This is a genomic window from Catellatospora chokoriensis, from assembly GCF_011297315.1.
Taxonomy (GTDB): Bacteria; Actinomycetota; Actinomycetes; order Mycobacteriales; family Micromonosporaceae; genus Catellatospora; species Catellatospora citrea.
Window position 1 is genome coordinate 105,431 of record NZ_JAAOTI010000028.1, and the last position, 19,190, is coordinate 124,620.

Consider the following 19,190-nt stretch of genomic DNA (forward strand, 5'->3'; position numbering starts at 1 on the left):
TGCGACCCGGCGGCCGGCACGTGACCTTCGGTCCTTCTTGCGATCGAGTTCGGCCACGCGGTGCAGGGGGCCGACGGGCTGTGCCAGGGCGATCTGCACCGCGGGGCGGGCCGTGGTCGTCGCCCGCGTGAGCAAGGCTGTCACCCAGCTCGGCCTCGGTGCCCACGCAGGCTCTTGCCGACACCTCAATGGCGGCGATCACGAATCCGCCACTGTCTCAACGCCGAACATGCCAGGCCGGCCGGATCACCGATCCGGCGTAGGGGCGGGGCCGACATCTGCGTGCCGAGCCGCGTCAGCTTGCGCTGCACCCCGATCGCCGTACCCGGCAGGGAACCGCCACCTCGGCCCAGGTGCGTACGCCCCGGCGACTCACCGTTTCCTGGGCTTGCGCACTGCCAGCACCCGGCCGATGCACGGGTCTCGAGCTCCGCGGGCAGGCTGGGGCTGCTGCTGGTGGCCGCCGGGCTGGCGTGGTGGAACACGCAGCTCGACAAGCCCGACAGCATCCCGGCGATCTTCATGATGAAGGTCTGGCCGAGTCTGCGCTGGTGGCTGCTGGCGCTAGCGGTCGCCGGGCTGATGTTGATGGTGCACAGGTGGCGGCAGCGGTCCTCACCGCAGCGGGTGGTTTCGGGGATCGCGCACCGGTCGCGCAACAGCGACGGGCTGGCCTCGCCGTTCGACGTGTGGCGGGTGGCGGGGTACGCCACCTGCGGGGCCAGGCCCACGTGCTGCGGCCGACCGCCTACGGCGACGTGAGCTGGTGGGAGCGCAGGCGGATCCCATGGCGTGAGCTGGGGTTCCGGGTCGTGCGCGTCGGTCGGCAGTGGGTCTACACCTCGTACGAGCGGATGGTTCTGCTGCTGGCGCCGACGCAGGCCGGAAAGACCGTGACCATGGCGAACTTCCTGGTCGACGCCCGAGGTGCGGCGGTGGCCACGACGACGAAGGTGGACCTGGTCGACCTGACCGTTGCCGCGCGGGTGCCGATCGGGCCGGTGTACGTGTTCAACCCGGAGCAGCTGGGCGACGGCTCGGACCGCTACCGCAGCAACCTGCGCTGGAACCCGATCATCGGCTGCGAGGACCCCACGGAGGCGCGCCAGCGGGCCGCGAACATGGTGGCCGGCGCCCGCGGCATGGGCGGCGTCGGCGACCGCGAGTTCTGGGAGGGCCAGGCGGTGCGCGTGCTCGGTGCCGCGCTGCACGCCGCGGCGTTGGGCGGGGCGACGATGATGGACGTCCTGACGTGGGTGTCGCGGCCGGAGGACCACGACAACGAGGTGCGGTCGATGCTGCGGCGCTCGCTGGCGTCAGAGGCGATGATCGAGAACTGGTCACACCTGGCCAGCACGAACGTGGCCACCCGGACCTCGATCACGACGGGTGTCATCCCAGCCCTGGAGTGGCTGCAGGATCCAACGGTCGCCGCGGTGGCGCTGGGCGCGGCCGAGGAGCAGTTCGACGTCGCGCAGTTCATCCGCGAGAAGGGAACGCTGTACCTACTGGCCAACGACCGTGAGCACGGCGGTGTCGCGCCGCTGTTCTCGGCCCTGGTGTCGGCGATCTTCGAGCAGGCCAAGCTGCTGTCCACCCGGCAGCCGGGCGGGCGGCTGGACCCCGGGCTGAGCCTGACCCTCGACGAGGTCGCCAACATGTGCCCGCTGCCCCTGCACCGCATCGCGTCGGACTCGGCGGGCCGGGGCATCACCATGCAGCTGGGCTTCCAGAGCAAGGCGCAGATGGCCTGGAAGTGGGGCGAGGCGGCCGCGCAGATCATCTGGGATCAGGCCGGGCTGAAGCTCATCTTCGGTGGTTACAGCTGCCGCCGTGGCACGTGCTGGTGTTCCTGCGCGGGCTGAGGGCCACCATCGGCACGGTCCAGCCGGTCTTCAAGCGAAAGGACCTCAAGGCCCTGCGGACGGCGCTGGCTCGCCGGGAGGCGGAGCTGGCCAACCTGGCCGCTGCCGTTGACGACGCGACCCGGGCGGTGCCCTCGCCGTGGCCGAGCCGGCGGCTGAGCACTCACGGAGGAAGGTGTGACCGAGCCGGACAGGGCGGTCGCGGAGTACGCGGCCTGGTGGACTTCCCGCGCCAACACCGGGCGCGGGCCGGAGCCGGGGCTCGATCGGCTGAACTACTAGCCCGTCACGGTTCGAGGTGCAGCGCTCTTGCCCCGTTGGGGCGCTGCACCTCTTCCGTGTCTACACCGCGGTGTCTGGGAGTGGCTGTCGAGCGCGCCAGCAATGAGCGTCGCCCGCTATGGGCGTGTTGCATTGGTTAACCCGCTTAGATATGTAGATCATGTGGTATGACTGCAAAAGAGAATGTCTGGCTACTGGTGGATGACGACCCGGCCGGCTTCGGGGTGGTGCGCGCCGATTCGGTGACTCAGGTGGTCGCAGTGGCTGACCTGGGCGACGACCAGCATCATCGGGTCAAGGCTTGCGCTGCTGGCCGATGGGTATGGCTGGGCCGGTGCAGGTCAGAGTACCGCGAGCAGATGATCGCAGGCCTGGCCATGACGCTGGCGGCCGCCGAGACGTCGGATGCGCGATACCTGCTGATCTACCCGGTGGAGCTTGACGTCCAGGACGGCCCCGAGGCGAACTTCTGGTGGCAGGACGACCACTTCATGTCCCGGTTCGCTCCGCCTACGCCGCGGCAGGCGCGGTAGCAGGCAACTGCTTCCATGGAAGCGCCCGGCGGGCCAGTGCTGGCATGGGCTTCTAACGCTCATGTCGCCTGCCAGCGAATAGCTGATCTTCCGACAGTCCAGAGTGGATAATCGCCACTAGTCAATGGCGCTGATTTAATGGTCCGATGGGCCTCGCCAACGAGGGGAGATCGGTCTGTGATGTTGGGCAAGTGGCGTGAATCTCGGGCAGATGCCAGGGCACTCAGGGAGCGGAAGGAGCAAGCTTGGTACGAATGGCACCTCCGCTACGAGGAACGGCTGGCCAAGACTGCTGGACTTAGCACCATGACGATGGTCTGCCATGCTCACACGCTGGCGTTCATCGAGCGGTTCTGCCAGAGCCGCAAGGGCTGGTTTCCGATCGAGGAGCAGCGCAAGGAGCAGCTCGACGGCGACACGGTGCGGGTCCAGCTTTCCGGGCGACAGGTCGGCACGATGCTGTTCGTGTTCGCTTGCGACTCTGGAATCCTTTACCCCGACTCACCCAGCATGGCCACCACCTTCGACTCGGATCGGGTAGTGCTGGCCGAGCTGTATAAGCGGCTCGGTGCGGTGGTCGACGAGGTAACGGCAGAGTCCGGAGCGCCTCTGGTATTGACCATGGACGACCGCCCCTCGACCGCCATCGTCATGGACTAGGTCGCCGCCGAGGTCGACGGTTGCGGCGGCTGGCTGGCGTGCGACCACCTCGACGCCGGCCGGGCCGACGCCGAGACACCTTTTGGCAGCAGGTGACACGGGCGTCAGGCAGCGGTCAGACCGCGCGTAGATGCCGGCGCGGTTCCTCGTGGGCTGGCCGACCGACAGCGGCAGCCGAAGCGTCGCTTGCCGGGGCCGGACTGCAGAGCCCCTTCCGGTGGTGCTGACGTCCAGGTCGATGTGGCGCAGCCGTCCGTAGCCGAGGACGGGCACCGGACCGCCTCGATGGCGGACGTTATTCGACCGGGCAGTGGTGCCGCGTGCGCCATGCTGATGCGGTGACCGATCCAGACAGCCCCGTTGCGTCCGCCGCTCGCGCCTTCCTGGGCGAGGCGTGGTCGAGACTGCGCGAACTCGGCGTGGTCCCGCCGTCGCCGTACCGCCGACACCTTCGCGTCGGCCGTGACTACTTCGGCGACGACGTGATGCACCGTCCGGCGTTCAAAGCCCTTGAAAGCGCGATCGAGGCCGCGTACTCGCGATTCAACCCAGTACGGCCGCTTGGTGCCCGCGAGTTCCCGAGCTCCTACGTCTTCCCGTTCCTGGAGACCTTTGTCGCACGGCTGGGGCGGCAGGACTTCGCCGCCGACGGCCCGGTGGCCACGGAGACGATCCGCGACCTCGAGGCCGCGCTGGCGGCCGAGGACTACGAGGTTGTCTGCTGCCGCGCGGTATCGCACATGACCACCACGGATGGGCAGCCGATCGACTTCACCCACGTGCGCGTCGCGCCCGTCGACGCGCCAGCGCACGACCACACGCGGCGCCTGCTGAAGATCGTCGAGGAGGCGCTGCCCGGCGGAGCGCACACCTACGTCAACGCGGACCTGCACATGTACGCCCCGCCCGAGTCGGTCGTCATTTCCCAGGAAAGCCAACCCAAGCTCGAAGGTCTCAACAGCACGGTGTCCCAGCGGATCGAGCGTTTCATGCTGCTGGTCCGGCTGCTCAAGCCCGGGTCCAGCGAGTCGATGTTCGAGGTGCAGGGCTCGCCTTCGCCGATCCGTCCGCCGCAGCCGCAGTTCGAGCGGTTCCGCGGAGCCGGACCGGTCTACTTCTCCTTCACCCCGCTGGCCGCGAGGGACATCGTGCTCAGCGTGGCCGACGTGCCCCGCGTTGATGGCTTGGACAAGCTGCTGGCGAGCGTCGACGGTGCCCAGCCCGGCATGGTCTTCACCTCGCTGGGCATGGCGCTGAACAAGTTCGTGCTGGCGTACCACTCCTTCGCCTGGTTCGAGCAGATCGTGGACCTAGCCACCGCGTTCGAGGCCGCCCTGTCCGGCGTGAGCACATCCGACGTGACACTGCGGCTGAGAACTCGCGCGGCGGGTCTGCTCGCCACGTCCTCCGACCCGGCCACGGCCATCTTCGACGACATCAAGGTGCTCTACGAGCTGCGCTCCAAGCTCGTGCATGGCGGCTCGCTGACGCTCAAGACCCTGCTCAAAGGCATCGGCAAGCTATCGACGGTGCCCACCGGCGTCCCCGACGGCGAGATGCCCGCGCATGCCGTCGAGCGGCTGCGTGACCTAGTACGCCGAGCCATCCTGGCGCGGATCTGCCTCGCCGCCGGCGCCGCGCCGCTGTGGCCGATCGCCCTCGACCGCGACGACCACGTCGACGCCGCTCTCGCCGACGACGTCAACCGCGGCACGTGGAGGGACGCCTGGCATCAGGCCCTCGCGTCCTTCGATGCCCTCGGGTCGACCGAGCGCCCCGGGGCGGCGGGACCGGCGGTGCCCTGAGCGGATGCCGCATGGAAGACCGCTCGCGCGTGCTGTAGCATGGGCAACGGAATCGAGGGGGCCCCCGCCACCAATGTGTTGGCCGCGGCCCCTTTTCCATGCCCGGGACCGGCTACATCCGCCGTTCTAGCAGGTCGACCACGGCCAGCCCGGTCTCACCGCCGACCAGCTGCAGACCGACCTCTGCCCGCGCCGCGAGGTCCAGCGCTGACAGGTTCTCGGCCAGGTCCGCGTGGGTGATCCGGTCAAGACCAGCGCCGACGAGCGGAGCCGCGATGCGCAGCGCGGCGTCCAGGGCCACGCCCTGGGTCGAGCCGCCGTGCAGCACGATGTTGCGGGACCGGTACAACCGGCGCATGGCGATCCTGAAGGTCGCGGCCGCTTCGTTGAGTTCGCGCAGCGGGTTGGTCAGCACCTTCTGCATCCGGCACATGGCCGCCACATCCGAGTCCGATCGGTAACCGCCCTGGCCCAGCTGCAGGGTGGTGCCGTTGGCCAGCGCGGTGGCGACTACCCGCGCCCGCTCCCGGTTGGTGGTGCACAAGGCGATCTGCTCGGCGAGCTGGTCGGCCGGGTCGGGCCGGTGCCGCCGGGCGAGCGCGGTCAGCTCGGCGCGCGGCCACGAGCAGGCGATGATCGCCCCGAGCCGGTCTGCTGCCAAGGCCTTGCCGGACCGCTCCTCCTCCTGCAGATCGTCGGGGTTGACCAGCATGCAGACTCACTGCGGAGACGACGCCGGCACCGCCGCCTACAAGGACATTCCGGGTGCCAGGCTCGAGGTGCGGTGGTCACCCAGATGCAAGACGAACTGGGCTCGCGTCACTGTGTACCCCACCGGTATCGGCTGCTTCACAGCCGGGGAACTTGCTGCCCGCCAGTAAGACACGAACTACACCCAGCGCAAGTGGCTCGGTTATATCTGTCAGCTCAGCACTGCAACGTCGTACTGGACGCCGATGATCTACTCGCCGGTCAAGCTGGTCCGCGCGGAACTGCTGAACGCCTCCTACGTCACCGCGTACGCGTAGATGCTGGACCTGATCCGCGTCCTGGGCTGCTGCTCCAGGCACCCGTTCCAATCGTCGCGGCCCGCGACTGAAGAAGGATCCCGACCGTCGCTGGACGACAACGGAGGAGGGCCCCGCAGCAGGGCCCTCCTCCGTTGTCATCGAAACCCACGCTCAGTTCAGGGCTCGGAGGTTCTAGGGACAGGCGCAAACGTGTTGGGCACGACGGTGCAGTTCTGCGCATACTTCTGCTGCGGCCCGTGCGTTCGTGGCGGGTCGTCACTACATTTACGTCCGTGTCCGGCGGCTTACACCGACGACCTCGGACTGGCGGTGCCCGAGGTGATCGAAGCGCTGTACCGCCTGGCCGAAGCCGGCTTCGTCGAGGCCCGGCCCGGTGAGGTCGGGTGGCATCTGGAGCAGGTCTGCCCGCTGACGTACCAGGTCCTGGGCATCGACCCGCCGCCGGCGGTCCACCCACCGGCCGTGTCATATCGTTATGTGACAATGCGTTGGTGACGTACCGTCCTGACCGAGACCTGCATCTGACCTTCGCCCCGAAGCGCGGGTACTGGAACTTCGTGCTGTACCTGGAACAGGGCTGGCCGATGTCCGCCCTGCACGCTTCTCAGCGGCTGACAGGTTCCAGGAGCGTCTACGCGTCGGAGTGGCTGGCGCGGCTGGTCCGCACGGAGCCCACGCCGATGCACGTCATGCTGGCCGGCCCCGGCGACGGCGGCAAGCTGTGGGACCCCTGCGTGTACGAGGACCCGAACTCGCGGTCGGCTGTGGGCGAGGACGGCTGCGTATGCTGGCGGACCTCTGTCGATCCGGTGACCATGCTGCCGGTGGTCGCCGAGCACACCCTGATGGGGGGCGGTGAGCCCGAGCAGTGGGAGCACTTCACGTACACGCTGCTGGAGCTGCCCGAGGGCGAACGGCTCGACACGCTGATTATCGACAACCCCGCCTTGCAGTGCTGGGTCCGCACCACGGCGGGCTCGCTGCACTTCATGCCGGAGGCGATGGGCCGCGGCTACGGCTGGGGGTACGGCGGCACCGGCCCGGCGGAGCTGGCCTCGCTGATCGAGCAGATCGTCGAGTCGAACGGGATGGTGGTGGCCCCTGCAGGGCTACGCCGTCCAGCCCGCGACCGGATCGCCAGCTGGGCGCGAGACGAGGAGCGGAAGGCCGGCGTGCAAGAGTTCTCGCTGCATCAGCTGCGGACCCTGTGCGGCTGATCGGTACGCCAGCTGGGTCGCGGTGACGTGCTCCGGGCGGCCAGGGATCGCGCGAGGCTGGCCAGGGCGCCAGGTGGGAGGCCTTCCTGGGTGCGCGTCGCCCAGCCCAGGCCAACATGAGGCGCTAGTTTCGGCTGCCTTCTGGTCAGCGGCTGGCAGGCGCCGCTTCCGCGGAAGCACCGACACCATACCGACGTGCGGCGGTCGCAGCTTGCCCTTGAGCCGAGTCCCTATGGTGTCGAGGTGTTCGAAAACATCCAAGAATTCGGCAACTTCGGCGACGGCGTTGGTGGCATCGCGACGGCAGTGCTTGCGTTATTCGCGTTTATGGGCGCCAAGTCCGCGCTCCATGACTGGCGAGAGCGCCAGCAGGCCCAGAGGCGGCTCGCCGATGAGCAGGCCCATCAGATCCGCCTGGACCGGGAGAGTCATCGCTTCGGCTGGAAGCCTGGGATGGTATCCGTGTATGGCGTGTCCAACGTGACCGATCCCGAGGAGATGGCGAGAGCGGTCGAGGAGCTGACTGCCGGCGGACTTTCTGAGTACGCCATCATCAACGTCGAGCGATCCGTGGACCGTGCCTACTCCCTGCGCCGGTTGGTCGACGACGGGAAGCTCCTCGCGGAGCCGCCGACGGACGCCGAATACGAAGCGCTGGCGGCAGCCCACCGCAGCGGAGGCCCCGTCCACGTTGCCGCCGAGGTCCCCAGGCGTTGGTACCGCAGACGCTGATGCGGCCGCCATCCCACGGTCACCCGTGCTCAGCCGGTCGGACGACAAGTGCCGCCTGATCTAGCGCTCGGGGACCGCCGGGAGCACTGTGGCTCTCGTCAACGCTCTGGCTCAAGATGCCGGGTCCTGAGCAATCGGCAGGCCGTTGTCAGCAGCGCGTACGTCACCGTGGCTGCGTTCACGAACTCCTCGTCGTTGATCGACAAGAAGATGCCCTTACCGCCCGGAATCTCGGTTTCGGCGCCCCGATCGGCACCGCGGAGCGCAGCCCAGCCAAGGCCGTGCTCGAAGCCCGACAACAGCCGCCACGTGCCTTCAAGGAACACGGCGAAATCGTGCTGCCCGCGCACAAAGCTCAGCTTCGGCAGCTCGTTAGTTATGTTGATCTTCTGGTGCGCTTGGTCGAAGGGCACCCCCAGCGCTGCGGCCTCCGCGGTATGTCGCCATGGAACCCTGCGCCTGCCGGCCCTCGGCATCCTCAACCAGCTCGCGGACCGCTGGAATCCTCTTGAACGCCGCAAGATGTGCGCGCTGCTGGTAAGAGTTCAGAACTTCACTGCGCAGTCCGCGCAGTCGGTGGTCCCGTCCGGAGTCCGGGTCGAGGATCCACGTCGCGAAGAACGACGCCTCGAAAATCGGCCGCAGCAGGCTCCACGGTGCCCACAAGCTCGCGCCGTGATGCTGCAACAAAGCAAGCAGGGCCTCGTGATTGTCCCGGGCAACGCCTATGTACCGCTGGACCGCCATGTACGTTCGGGGCCCAGCAACTTGGGACTCGTCGAACGCCCGAGCGGACAGCAGGCGTGCTTCGCTCAGTGACGGCAGGTCCTCCAGCGCCTGAAACTCCCTAGCGACCATCGCCCAGTAGTCGGGCAGGTTGCCAAGGTTCACCTTCTGGCCGGTCGGCTGCAGCGCACGCACGCCGAGCAGCGTACGGCTCCCGGCTGCGCGCCTCCACGGGATAACCCGACAGGGCAGCTGTTCACCGGAGGTCGGCCACTTCGGTCCACTCCCATCGGACGGCGAGGACCCGGGCGCCGCAGTAGGCAGGGACCATCCACGGCCGTACGCCTAGGAGGCGGGCGAAGTCGGCGACGTGCTCACCGATGTCGAGCCCACGGTGCATGGTGATCAGGGTGAGCGAGCGAGGAATGCCGCGGACCATGGGCTGATCGTGGCACCGCCGCCGCTTCCACGGAAGCACGCGAGTCCCGGCTGTGGATAACCGCCCGAGCCTGAACAGGCTCAGAGGCTGCCTTAGACCCTTGAGCCGAGCCCCTATGAACGGCTCGATGCCCCAGCCGACTGGCCGCGCCATCGTCGATGTGCGGTCTCGAGAGTGCAGGCGGACCAAGCCCCGTCATCGGAGGAGGGGAAGATGGAGAGGGCGCCAGCACGCCGGTGCCCCCTCTTCTATAAGCGCCGGCTTGCCGACGCTGCCAGGCGGAAGACCGACAGCGAGTAGCACGCCGACCGCCCCGCGCAACGACCGAGCACAGGCAGTTGCGGGTGCCGTGCCCGGCCGTGGCGTATCGCTAAATGCCAGCGGAGGAAGGCACCGCTCCAGGTCGGTCTCCCGGAGCAGTCGCGGAGCGGGCGCCACCAGCCACAGCGGCGAAAACGCCGTTCACCGCTTGGTTTCCCCGCGTTGGGCATGCCGGCCACATAGCGAGGGTGTACGGCGAGACCGGCGGCGGCCAGGAGGTGCAGGGGTCGTGTTGGTCTGGAGCGTCTTCATCGCGCGGTGGAGGTGGACCCGCACGGTTGCCTTTGCCATCGACAACTCTATGGCGATCTCCGCTGGCTGCGCGCCGGCAAGGTGCATCCGTACCACCTGCCGTTGACGCTGCGGGAGCTGGTTGAGCGCGGCGGCGCTGACGTCCATCCCGGTGAAGTCGGTGGCGGTCCGGCGCGGTGTCGGAGAGGACGCCGCTTTGGGCGCAGGGGGCCTGGTTGGGGGCGATTTGAGCGTTCGGCGGGCACGCATCTGGTAGACCCGGACTGTCGAGGGCGCGATGCCGTTCAGGCGTCCGATCTGCGCAGATGACAACTTGTCCTGCTCCGCCAGGTCCATCACCTGGAGCTGACGGCCCTTAAGCCGGTGGAACTGGTACGGACCTCCGGCCTCTGGGTCGAACCCTTCGGGAAGCAGTCGGGCCAGCTCGCGAGTTGCTCTATAGCCCAGCGCCCTGATGGCGCCCTCGTTCTTGCCCATGGCTTGGGCGGTCTCCGCGATGGAGAAGCCCTGCAGGAAGCGCAGCACGATGCACTCCTGCTGCTCGGGGTTGAGCTGCTTGATCGCGGTCAGGAGCGCGACGTTGGTGATGTGGTCCACCACGGCGGTCTCGGGGCTGCTCTCGGGGCCGCGGTCCTCGCGGTCGGCGTCGAGCACGTCACCGGTGGTGACCTCCAGCCGGTACCGGCCGGACTTGAAGTGGTCGGCGACCAGGTTGCGGGCGATGGTGATCAGCCACGCGCCGAAGTCGCGGCCCTGCCAGGTGAATGACTTGATTCGCTTGAGGGCGCGAAGGAAGGTGTCCGAGGTCAGGTCCTCGGCTAGCGGCTGGTTGCCGGTCCGGAAGTAGATGAACCGGAACACCGTGTGGACGTACTGGTCGTAGATGAGGCCGAACGCCTCAGCGTCACCGCTCTGGGCGCGTTCGACAAGGTGCCATACAGCGGGTGGGGTGCCGCTGTCTGACGGCTTGACCGTCTCGTCCGGGCGGTTGTCGGGGTCGGGTGTGGGCGCGGGGGGAACCGGCTGACGCCGGGGACGGCCGGGCTGACCGGCCGACCCCGACGCCGCCGAGACGTCGCCTTCTGCGACGTCTTCGTCCCGCGGCCCAGGCTCAGGCGTGGGCTCGTGCATGGTGCGGCACCAAGATCAGGATCAGGATGATGATCGGCGTCAGTAGCAGGATCTGCTGCGCCGTCCACCCGAGCGTCACTGGCACCAGGATGCAGGCGGCGTACCAGGGCAGGCGGTGACGATGCGTGAGACGGCCGCGCCAAGGTCGGCGCGGCCGCGAGCTGCGGCTCATTCCGTACTCCTCTATGCGTGTACTTACTGGCCGGCCCGCTCTGCACTCCGCCAAGAACACCTAGCGTGACCGTTGTCCGCACTGTAGAGAAGAGATTGACCTTCGCGATAGTTCTACGCGCCCGGTTGGCACGGTCGTGGCGTTAGGTGTAAACAATCGCGATCTTTGTAAACAGCCAGGTCCGTGCTGCGTTAGACGTGGTGACGGCTCGTCCGTCGCCGACGGGGGTGGCTGTTCCTGCTGCTCTGCGTCTTGCTGGTGCCCGCCGTCTTGCACTCCGCCAAGAGAACCCAGGCGGCGGGTCCGAGAGTCACAAGAGCCCGCCCGGTCTGCTCGACTGGGCGGGCTGAGTTCGTTCTCGTCCATGCACTCAAGAAGATCCAGCCGTCGCGCCTGCCGACGCCACGCAGCCGGGCGGCCAGGACCTCCCAGGCGATCCTCATGGCCCGGTCCGGCCACGCGAGCCTGCGTTCCCTGGAGCGGTACGTCAACCCCGGCGTCGACGCCGTCGCCGCGCACGTGGCCGGCAAGGACCTCAACCGGCGACGCCGCACGTAGTGAGCTGGCCCCGGCGGCTGGGTGGAACTTGGTCCCGCCGCCACGCAGCCGACCCGCGCGTGTCATGGAGGGTCCTGCGGCTGCGCCTTCGCTGGCCGCGTCCGGGCCGGCTCGACCAGGGTGTCAAGCAAGCTCGCCACTCCGAGGCCACCAAAGAACCCCACCTCGACAGATGTTGCGGCACCCAGGGCAACACCGGCGCCGGCGCTCACTGCGAGCACGAGTAGGGTGCGAACGGTCATGATCATCCTTCCGGTCGTGACGTGCGTGTCGTGACGTGCAGAAGGAATCGTGAATGCTACTGCGCACCGGTCTACCAACTTATCCGGACGGGATCTTGGCCGACCGCGTGCTCATACGGCCTGTTCACGGGCATGCAGGCGCACGTAGTCGTAAGAATTAGCCGTAACGCCTTACCGTGACGCCTATGGGTGACAGTGCGGAACGGGTCTGCCAGGAATGTCCTGCCCGTCTGCCGACCCACAGCAGAAAAGACCGCCTGTACTGCTCAGGCCGGTGCCGCCAACGTCACTACCACCGCAGGCAGCGGCGCGGCCATCGTGGACCAGCCATGAGTTACCTGCGGCTCTGCACCCTTGTGGACATGCTGGCCAGGATGCTCCCCGAGCCGGTACTCCCGGCTCATATTGCCGAAGCATGGCGCCGGGAGTTTCGCACGCCATGCCACATCGAATGGCTACCACCACTGTGTGGACGCTGGGGTTGCGGTCGGCCGCTCCGCCCCTACCGCCGCAGCGATCGGGCGTTCTGCTCCAATGCGTGCCGCCAGCGCTCCTACCGAGCGGCCAAGGCCCGCAGCACGGCGTGAAGGGTGCCCCACCTGCCGTCGCCGCCCTCGTCGTGCGCAAAGCCCTCTGCGGATGACCTGCCTCGCCGTTCGCCTGCCGGTGCTTCCACGGAAGCAGGGTAGGCGGCCGGCGATCTGTCGGCTCGTCGCCAGCGGCCTGACCGGATCCGATCGGGCCGCTGACCACGTGTTTCCAAGATCAGACCATTGCTGACGACGGCGTTCCTGAAGAATCGGCGGACTGGCGGCATTGGGCCTTACGGGGCAACGTGCGTGGGCCTCGCACATGGACTGGCCGCAGTCCCGGCCCGCGCTGCCTCTCGCCTGGTCGGTATCGGGCTCAGCCTGGAGCGGACCCGGTCTGGTCTTCTGGGCTCACTCTGGTGCTGCGTGCGCTGAAGCGGCACCGGTGTGCGACAGCGCGGCTCGCGGCTTTCACCGCGCGTTGGGCGGGAACTCCCAGACTGCCACCACGGTGCGCCGCACACCGGTGTCGAGCATGGCCTGCGCCCGGTGGCGGCCGTTGATGTAGCCCACGCCTTCGACGTCGCGGTCAGGGGCGATTGGGTCGAGCAGCAGGCTCTTCAGCGCTTCACGCTCCCACATGGACAGGTCCAGGTCCTCAGCCAGCCCGGCCGCGGCGAGATCGGCCTCATCGGCGTCGCCTCCGGCCAGTTCGGCGTGGTGAAGAACGTCGATCGCGGCCTGGGTGACACGGTGCCAGTCACCACCGTGGTACCAGCAGCAGTTCCTCGCCGAACGGATGGGCGCGATCTGGCGGCCGAGACGTCGCCACCACGGCGTCGGGGCGGACATGCACGCCGGTGAGCTGATGTCCGAGCGCGGCAGCAGCGCCACGAGTTGTACCCGGAGGCGCTGCTGCGGGTCCAACGGTGCCTCCAGCGGCGTGAAGCCGCCACCTCTGCCCGGGTCGACCGGCTGCCCGACCAGGCGCTCTAGGTCTTGCGGGCTCATCGTCCCACCCCATATCGGCCCACGCTGTACCTGGTGTTCAGTGGCGTCGGCGACCCGGAACGTGATGGGGCTGAATCCGAGATCCCGCACGCCGTCCTCGTCGGGACTGCCCATCAGGAGGTGGCCGATCATGATCGGGGGCTGCGGGTCGTCGGGCAGGCGCTGGCGCCAGATCGCCTCGACGTAGTGCTCGGCGTGGTTGATCGGCCCGGCGCCTTCGCCTAACTTCTGCGTCACCACAGCAATCGGGCGCAGTCCCGGCGCGGTGAACAACTGCAGCCGGAAGGTCGCCGCCATCCGCCCGCCACCGGCCGGGACGGTGAACCTGTGATCGTCGACTGTCAGCTGCCGTACGCCGGCGTGCTCGTGCAGGAGACTCTGATTGCGCGTGCGCTTCGGGCCGTCGCTGTCGGCTCTCGGAGGTTCAATCACCATCGGTCGATGATGCCCGAACCCGGCGACAGCATAAGCATCCCTCGTGTCCGTGTTGGAGCCGGACTTGCCGACACGAACCAGGTCTGGCGGCGTTCCGGGCGGATCAGTGTCGGAGAACTCGTTGGCCCATGTCTCCATGGAGATGTGGATGTAGCGGCCGCGGGCCTCAGCGGGCGGATTGGCCAGCAGTCCGGCCGCCAGCACCGGGTCCGGGTGGCCGCCGGGTGCGGGCCGGTCGTCTTCGGCACAGGGATGTGCACCGGCTGTCCAGCGCCGTGGTTGCTGTCGATTTGTGCGGCTAGGTGGGCGACGCTGGCGCCTACGACTGTGAGCACGACGGCGAGGGCCGTCAGCGCCATCCACTAGCCGCTGCGCCCGCGGCGGTGGGTGTCGAGCGGCGGGGCTTTCGGCGGTGCCTGTGGTCCATAACCATGGTTTCCTGTTTCTCGGGGTTGGAGCCGTCGGTGATCGACGGCTGGTGGCGGGCGGTTGAGCCGGCCCAGCACGCCCCAGGCCGACGGTCGGCCGGTGGGCGTGTGGGCGTGCTGGGCCGGGGTCAGGTGGTCAGCACCTCGGGATCCTCGGGGTGCCGGGGTCCTGGGGTGCTCGGCGGATCGGCCACAGTGGCGGGCCGTCGTTGGGCAGGCAGAACGGTTCGGCGGGGGCGTAGCCGTGGCGCAGGTACAGGTCTCGGTTGGAGGTCTTGGACGCCTCGAGGTAGGCGGCGATGCCGTCGTGGTCGAGCCATCGGTGGTGGTGGTCCAGCAGCGCCGATCCGATGCCGTGGCTCTGCTCGCCGGGCTGGACGGCGATGAACTGCAGGTAGTGGTGGAAGCCCAGCTGCGGGTGGTGCTGGGCGAACACAGCGTCCAGGGCTTTGAACCTGTCCAGGTAGGGCCCGCACGCCGCGGCGAGTTGGGTGTCGTAGTCGACGGGGCCGGGTGTGTCCTCGTCGCGGGGTAGCCAGATCGCCACGCCGCGCTGGCAGTCGGTGACTTCGACGATGCCGAAGGCGAGCTCGTGCGCGACGAAGATCGCGAAGTAGTCCCGTACACGAGTCTGCGCTCGCCGAGGTCGGGGATGAGCCAGTCTCCGACGGGCGCGATGAGGAACGCGTCGGTGAGAAGCTTGGTGATCCAGGGTGCGTCGTCTGGCCTTGCTGGCCGGATGTCGACTTGCGTGGTGGGCGTGGGCATCAGCGCACGGCTTCTGCGCGAGCGGCTTGGGCGGTTGTCGGGGCGAATGGGTTGCTGTTCACGGCCGCGTGTGCGCCGAGGCCGATCGCGGCGTAGGCGTCGGGGCGCCATGCCTTGAGCAGGATGGCCCAGGCGAGCCCGAGGGCGGCGGCCACGGCGAACGACGCTGGGAACGCCCACCGCAGCGGTGAGGTGGGGTCGACGTCGAGCAGGACGTCGAACTGGGCGATGGTGAGCCAGAGGATCCAGCCCAGCCCGGCGGTGGCCAGTACTGGTGCGATGACGCGGCGCCAGATGGGCTCGCCGCGGGTGTCGGCGGCGAAGTAGCCGATGACGGCCACGGACGTGATGGTCATCAGGATGAGCACGCCGAGGCCGCCGGTGATGGTGATCCAGAAGAAATGGTGTGGGCCAGCGAGTCCTGCGGCGGGGTGCGATCGTCGATCTTCAGGGTGCCCTGCGCGGCCGTCACGTGGCGGCTGCTGATCAGCTCCGCGAGCAGTGCGGCCGTGCAGCCGAGCGCGATGGCCCTGGCGTGCTGGCGCGGGGCGCCAGTCACGTCGTGGTGCGCGATCCGGTGGTAGTCGTCGCCGAGCACGTCGGTCTCCCGATCCGCTCACCGCCGCGGGTGCGGCGTGAAGCGGCGACGAGGGACCAGGACCTGCACGGGGATGTACGTGCGGTTCCCCGTCGCCGGGGTTGCGGATAGATCCTGGGCGCGGCGGCCACGACATTGACATGACGCCGCGGGGTCTTCGCTGTGACCTCACACCGACACCGGCGACGTCAGCGCCCGGATGTGCGGCGTTACTGCCGGTTCCAGCGGACGCCCAGGTCACCGGACATGAGGCTGTCGGTGCGCAGCCGCAGTTCGGCTGCGGCGTCCGGGCTGCGGCCGGCCAGTTTGACCAGGGCGCTGAGGGTGGACAGCTCGCGGGCTTCGCGTAGGACGGGATACCCGGCCCAGGTCCGCACGTCGTGCCCGTACTCGGCGGCCACGGCCGCCGCCGTGGCGTCGTCGTCGCCGAACCTGGTCGCTACGGCGGTGGGTGCCAGGTCTGCCTCGCGGGGACCGACGCACACTGTGTCCCAGTCGCCCAGCAGCCAGCCCTGCATACCCTGGGCTGGCGCGAGCAGCAGGTTTCCGGAGTACATGTCGCCGTGCACGAGCCCGACGCCGAGCTCGGAGGAGACGGTGTCGACCGTGGCAGCGACCTGGGCGCTGCGTTTGCTCAACCAGGTCAGGGCTGCATCGCCGAGAACCCGGGCGGCGCCGGGCTGTGCTAGGACGGTCTGCAAGCTGGCCAGCGGCCGATAGCGCGGCAGGCGCACCGGCGGCAGCCCCGGAACCTCGTGCAGCAGCTTGGCAAGCTTCCCCAGTACCTCGAACGGGGGCCGGAGCTGTTCGGGCTGTGGAAGGTAGGGCCAGTACGTCACGGCGGCGTCGTGCCCGCCGACGGGCACTACAACCGGCGACGGGGCTGCGCTGCCCGGCCCGGGAAGCGGCGCGGCCGCGGGGAATCCTTGCCTGGCGAGCCAGTGCGCGACGGCCGCGGCGCGGGTGGACCGCTCGGCAGCGCCGGGCCCGTAGGCCACTCTCGCGACTACGCCGCCTGGCAGCAGGTAGACCGCGTTGGAGAAGTGGCGCAGCAGTTGCGCCCCGGCCGGGTCGTAGCCGGCCTGCCGGCACGCGTGGGCCAGGACCGCGTCGATGTCGGGAAGGTCGCCGCCGTCCAGGGTCAGATCGTCAGCGGCGCCGGTCGGGGGGTGCACAGCGCAGACAATGCCACAGCCGTCTCGTGAACGTGGTACGCCTGCTTGCTGTTACGCAGGTTGCACTGCGACACCGCTGCTCCGAGTTCGGCCAGGTGCCCTGCCATGGTGGGCAGCAGCATCGCCTGCGGTAGCTGGGTCACCGGCTCCAGCGCGAGCGTCACCGCGTCCAGGTCGATGTCGGGTCCGAGCGCGTAGGCGCTGGCCAGGTCGCGAACTGCGGCTGGTGCCTAGCTCCGGCGGCGGCCTGCTTCCCAGCACACTGCCAGTACTCGACCTCAACCGCCTGGTCGACGCGGTGCTCGCCGCTGTCGCTCCTCAGGCTGGGGCGGCTGTCGCCGCGCCGGCTGAGGTGCCACGGAAGATGGGGCTGGCGGAAGCCCGCGGCGCGTGGCACCGGCTCGGCCTCGGATGCCGACGGCAACCCCTCCACGTCCAAAGCGGTGCCGAAGGCCAAGGTGGTCAAGAAGACAACCGCCAAGGCGAAGGCCGCGGGCGGCCGGACCTACCGCCGGATCCCGGACGACTTCGACAACGTGCTGCGCCAGACCGGGGACAGCGCGACCGCCGTCGCAGACCACTACCAGGTGCCTAAGCACACCGCCTACGGCTGGATCCGCAGCGCCCGCAAGCGAGCCGCTGCCTCCGCCTGACCTTCAACCGTCGGCCTCCGGCGGTCTGGAGCGCTTCGAACTTGACATAGCTCAGCCCCAGCACAGCTGCCACGTGGGGATCCCGGGTGCCTGTCAAAGATGCAGCAGAAGTCGTTGCCCGGGTCGGTCTCCGACTCGGGCAGGTCGGCATGGCGACGATCTATAACCCTGGGCAACCCCACAGCACCCGCTAGCGCTGCGCAGGGGCCGCACGTTGACGGGGTCCTGTGCGTGCCGCTGCCGCTGCTAAAGCTCGATCCCGTTGGCCTGCTGCTCGCGCTGGTGCTGTTCGGCAAGCTCCTGCTCGGCGTTAATGTTGGTGGGTACTGCCTGGGGCTGGCTTCCGACCTGCCGGTCGGGCAGGCCAGCCAGTGCGGAGCGGTGGCGCGCGGCCATCTCCTGGTCGGCGCTGCTGGTCATGTTGGCGATCAGGATCTCGTGGTGGTCTTGTCGATCTCGACCCGCACGTGCTGCGGCGCGATGCTGGACGTCGGCTTCCAGCGCAGTGCAGGTGAGGGCCTGAGCGTTGACGGCGCGTTCCGGGTGGTCGTGCTGGCACATGGTGGCGGGGCCCGGTGCTGGCTGCGACGTGCTCGGCGCCGGGGACGCGGTCCTCGACGCCGAACTCATGGGCTGCAGGACACATCCGCCGAGCTGGTCAGCGCAAGCGGGTAGCCCCAGCGCATCCCGGTGACCGGGGTTGCGCGCTGCTGCGGCTAGGTTGGGCGATGCCTTCCAGCTCGTCAGCCCCAGGTGGTTGGTGGCGCTGTTTGGGCGAGGTGGCGGGCGGATGCGCGCAGGTGACCTGATCGACGTCGAGCTCGCCAACGGCCAGCAGGTCCCAGCACCTGGTTCCATCTGGATCTCAAACACGTTCGCGGGATACCGGAAGACTCGATTCATTTGATCATGGGGGAACCCGGCCGTTGCGGACTCCGGATGGCGAGCGACTTAAACGTTCATCGTGCGCCGTTCCGCGTTGGTTCAAGCGGCCAACCGGATCCACCGAAGCCCGGCAGGTGCGCTGAGAGGACTCGGGGAAGCGTCCCTCAGCCGATCTCACGGTGGGAACAATCCTCAATGGATTAAAGGATTGAAAATATCGGTAATTCGATAATTGAAAGTAGGTGCTGAGACTGGAAGCTCGCAAACGAGATGAACCACAATGGGTGCTACATGTCGTTATGAGCTATCTATAGAAGATTAGACAATTATGTGATCTCCGCCCAAAAATCCGATTTCCTTGTTACGGAAGTGTCGTTTCAACGAGCGAGGAGGAGCGAAACCGCGAGAAGTAAGCAGCGTGCATACCAATGCAATCGTGGTGCATGGTCGAGGGAATGCCTGGGGCCCTCTGCGACGAGCTCAACGAGCTGCTTGGCACAGGTAGGGGAGTGGTCGCGCTGACCACGCCGGACCGAAGGGCCGGCATGTCGTGGCCAGACTCGTACGAGTCCGGAGTAGAGTTATCCACATGAGCTGATTGCGTCCCGAAGGGACGGCCCCCGAAGGGGCAGACGTAACTGAAAAACTTCGCTTCGCGAGACGATCCCACGAAGTGGGATCCCCGGCCCGAAGGGCCGGATCCTGAGCGAAGCGAAGGGGGGTGGAGATCGGAAGAGCACA

The 19,190-nt window shown here is 68.2% G+C and carries 23 protein-coding genes and 1 pseudogene; 10 read left to right on the top strand and 14 right to left on the bottom strand.

Annotated features, from left to right (window positions below; all coding sequences use genetic code 11):
* Window positions 1–185 precede the first annotated feature (185 nt).
* Window positions 186–713, bottom strand: a complete 528-nt coding sequence (locus HAV39_RS33130) for a hypothetical protein (RefSeq protein WP_191843112.1) — start codon at window positions 711–713, stop codon at window positions 186–188.
* Here HAV39_RS33130 and HAV39_RS33135 point away from each other — a divergent pair.
* The 4 genes from HAV39_RS33135 (at window position 690) to HAV39_RS33150 (ending at window position 5,145) form a co-directional block, all read left to right on the top strand.
* The gene (locus tag HAV39_RS33135) at window positions 690–1,865 is read left to right on the top strand and encodes a type IV secretory system conjugative DNA transfer family protein (RefSeq protein ID WP_191843113.1); all 1,176 of its coding nucleotides are present in this window, start codon (window positions 690–692) and stop codon (window positions 1,863–1,865) included. The genes HAV39_RS33130 and HAV39_RS33135 overlap by 24 nt on opposite strands.
* 449 nt (window positions 1,866–2,314) lie before the next feature.
* Window positions 2,315–2,680 carry a hypothetical protein gene (locus HAV39_RS33140; protein WP_191843114.1) on the top strand — a complete coding sequence of 122 codons (366 nt, stop codon included), beginning with the start codon at window positions 2,315–2,317 and terminating at the stop codon, window positions 2,678–2,680.
* A 177-nt stretch (window positions 2,681–2,857) separates the two neighbouring features.
* Entirely contained in the window at window positions 2,858–3,340 is a 483-nt protein-coding gene (locus HAV39_RS33145; RefSeq protein WP_191843115.1) for a hypothetical protein, read from the top strand.
* A gap of 338 nt (window positions 3,341–3,678) precedes the next feature.
* Window positions 3,679–5,145, top strand: coding sequence for a HEPN domain-containing protein (locus tag HAV39_RS33150; RefSeq protein WP_191843116.1), 1,467 nt, complete (start codon window positions 3,679–3,681; stop codon window positions 5,143–5,145).
* A 112-nt stretch (window positions 5,146–5,257) separates the two neighbouring features.
* Here the strand turns inward: HAV39_RS33150 and HAV39_RS33155 are convergent, their stop codons facing one another.
* Window positions 5,258–5,857 carry a hypothetical protein gene (locus HAV39_RS33155; protein WP_191843117.1) on the bottom strand — a complete coding sequence of 200 codons (600 nt, stop codon included), beginning with the start codon at window positions 5,855–5,857 and terminating at the stop codon, window positions 5,258–5,260.
* Between HAV39_RS33155 and HAV39_RS43735 the strand changes: the two genes are divergently transcribed.
* From HAV39_RS43735 to HAV39_RS33175, 4 genes are all read left to right on the top strand, one after another.
* Window positions 5,856–6,026, top strand: coding sequence for a DUF2690 domain-containing protein (locus HAV39_RS43735; RefSeq protein ID WP_191843118.1), 171 nt, complete (start codon window positions 5,856–5,858; stop codon window positions 6,024–6,026). The two genes, HAV39_RS33155 and HAV39_RS43735, sit on opposite strands and share 2 nt — an antisense overlap.
* A 459-nt stretch (window positions 6,027–6,485) precedes the next feature.
* Window positions 6,486–6,671: a hypothetical protein gene (locus tag HAV39_RS33165; RefSeq protein WP_191843119.1), complete on the top strand. Its 186-nt coding sequence runs from the start codon at window positions 6,486–6,488 to the stop codon at window positions 6,669–6,671.
* Window positions 6,668–7,393 carry a hypothetical protein gene (locus HAV39_RS33170; protein WP_191843120.1) on the top strand — a complete coding sequence of 242 codons (726 nt, stop codon included), beginning with the start codon at window positions 6,668–6,670 and terminating at the stop codon, window positions 7,391–7,393. The genes HAV39_RS33165 and HAV39_RS33170 overlap by 4 nt, the downstream gene beginning before the upstream one ends.
* A gap of 243 nt (window positions 7,394–7,636) precedes the next feature.
* The gene (locus HAV39_RS33175) at window positions 7,637–8,125 is read left to right on the top strand and encodes a hypothetical protein (RefSeq protein WP_191843121.1); all 489 of its coding nucleotides are present in this window, start codon (window positions 7,637–7,639) and stop codon (window positions 8,123–8,125) included.
* Between the two features lie 98 nt (window positions 8,126–8,223).
* On the opposite strand, the gene HAV39_RS33180 is transcribed toward HAV39_RS33175, so the two are convergent.
* From HAV39_RS33180 to HAV39_RS33235, 12 genes and pseudogenes are all read right to left on the bottom strand, one after another.
* Window positions 8,224–8,475 (bottom strand): hypothetical protein, encoded by a 252-nt coding sequence (locus HAV39_RS33180; RefSeq protein ID WP_191843122.1) that lies wholly within the window; start codon window positions 8,473–8,475, stop codon window positions 8,224–8,226.
* A gap of 22 nt (window positions 8,476–8,497) precedes the next feature.
* Complete coding sequence (locus HAV39_RS33185) at window positions 8,498–9,046, bottom strand: hypothetical protein (RefSeq protein ID WP_191843123.1); 549 nt, start codon at window positions 9,044–9,046, stop codon at window positions 8,498–8,500.
* A 61-nt stretch (window positions 9,047–9,107) separates the two neighbouring features.
* Window positions 9,108–9,290: a hypothetical protein gene (locus HAV39_RS33190; protein ID WP_191843124.1), complete on the bottom strand. Its 183-nt coding sequence runs from the start codon at window positions 9,288–9,290 to the stop codon at window positions 9,108–9,110.
* Window positions 9,291–9,752: 462 nt separating this feature from the next.
* Window positions 9,753–10,199: a sigma factor-like helix-turn-helix DNA-binding protein gene (locus HAV39_RS43555; RefSeq protein ID WP_342355594.1), complete on the bottom strand. Its 447-nt coding sequence runs from the start codon at window positions 10,197–10,199 to the stop codon at window positions 9,753–9,755.
* 60 nt (window positions 10,200–10,259) lie between these two features.
* Window positions 10,260–10,853: pseudogene (locus tag HAV39_RS43025) on the bottom strand (sigma-70 family RNA polymerase sigma factor); the annotation flags it as partial.
* A gap of 121 nt (window positions 10,854–10,974) precedes the next feature.
* On the bottom strand, window positions 10,975–11,166 hold the full coding sequence (locus HAV39_RS33200) for a hypothetical protein (protein ID WP_191843126.1): 192 nt from the start codon (window positions 11,164–11,166) through the stop codon (window positions 10,975–10,977).
* 1,801 nt (window positions 11,167–12,967) lie between these two features.
* Complete coding sequence (locus tag HAV39_RS33210; protein WP_191843128.1) at window positions 12,968–14,146, bottom strand: hypothetical protein; 1,179 nt, start codon at window positions 14,144–14,146, stop codon at window positions 12,968–12,970.
* A gap of 360 nt (window positions 14,147–14,506) precedes the next feature.
* Entirely contained in the window at window positions 14,507–14,917 is a 411-nt protein-coding gene (locus HAV39_RS33215; RefSeq protein ID WP_239120666.1) for a GNAT family N-acetyltransferase, read from the bottom strand.
* A 220-nt stretch (window positions 14,918–15,137) separates the two neighbouring features.
* Window positions 15,138–15,494: a hypothetical protein gene (locus HAV39_RS33220; protein ID WP_191843129.1), complete on the bottom strand. Its 357-nt coding sequence runs from the start codon at window positions 15,492–15,494 to the stop codon at window positions 15,138–15,140.
* A complete protein-coding gene (locus HAV39_RS33225; RefSeq protein WP_191843130.1) occupies window positions 15,494–15,736 on the bottom strand; it encodes a GPP34 family phosphoprotein in 243 nt (80 codons plus the stop codon). Before HAV39_RS33225 ends, HAV39_RS33220 begins: the two co-directional genes overlap by 1 nt.
* A 209-nt stretch (window positions 15,737–15,945) precedes the next feature.
* The gene (locus tag HAV39_RS33230) at window positions 15,946–16,911 is read right to left on the bottom strand and encodes a phosphotransferase (RefSeq protein ID WP_191843131.1); all 966 of its coding nucleotides are present in this window, start codon (window positions 16,909–16,911) and stop codon (window positions 15,946–15,948) included.
* Window positions 16,878–17,075, bottom strand: a complete 198-nt coding sequence (locus HAV39_RS33235; RefSeq protein ID WP_191843132.1) for a hypothetical protein — start codon at window positions 17,073–17,075, stop codon at window positions 16,878–16,880. The genes HAV39_RS33230 and HAV39_RS33235 overlap by 34 nt, the downstream gene beginning before the upstream one ends.
* A 279-nt stretch (window positions 17,076–17,354) precedes the next feature.
* Here HAV39_RS33235 and HAV39_RS33240 point away from each other — a divergent pair, with 279 nt between their 5' ends.
* Window positions 17,355–17,564 (top strand): hypothetical protein, encoded by a 210-nt coding sequence (locus HAV39_RS33240; RefSeq protein ID WP_191843133.1) that lies wholly within the window; start codon window positions 17,355–17,357, stop codon window positions 17,562–17,564.
* Window positions 17,565–17,795: 231 nt separating this feature from the next.
* Window positions 17,796–18,239: a hypothetical protein gene (locus HAV39_RS33245; protein ID WP_191843134.1), complete on the top strand. Its 444-nt coding sequence runs from the start codon at window positions 17,796–17,798 to the stop codon at window positions 18,237–18,239.
* Window positions 18,240–19,190: the final 951 nt, after the last annotated feature.

Coding starts and splice junctions, on each gene's coding strand:
- HAV39_RS33155 (WP_191843117.1), bottom strand. CDS start 5,857: ATGCTGGTCAACCCCGACGATCTGCAGGAGGAGGAGCGGTCCGGCAAG.
- HAV39_RS33200 (WP_191843126.1), bottom strand. CDS start 11,166: ATGAGCCGCAGCTCGCGGCCGCGCCGACCTTGGCGCGGCCGTCTCACG.
- HAV39_RS33190 (WP_191843124.1), bottom strand. CDS start 9,290: ATGGTCCGCGGCATTCCTCGCTCGCTCACCCTGATCACCATGCACCGT.
- HAV39_RS43555 (WP_342355594.1), bottom strand. CDS start 10,199: ATGGACCTGGCGGAGCAGGACAAGTTGTCATCTGCGCAGATCGGACGC.
- HAV39_RS33140 (WP_191843114.1), top strand. CDS start 2,315: ATGACTGCAAAAGAGAATGTCTGGCTACTGGTGGATGACGACCCGGCC.
- HAV39_RS43735 (WP_191843118.1), top strand. CDS start 5,856: ATGCAGACTCACTGCGGAGACGACGCCGGCACCGCCGCCTACAAGGAC.
- HAV39_RS33220 (WP_191843129.1), bottom strand. CDS start 15,494: ATGACCATCACGTCCGTGGCCGTCATCGGCTACTTCGCCGCCGACACC.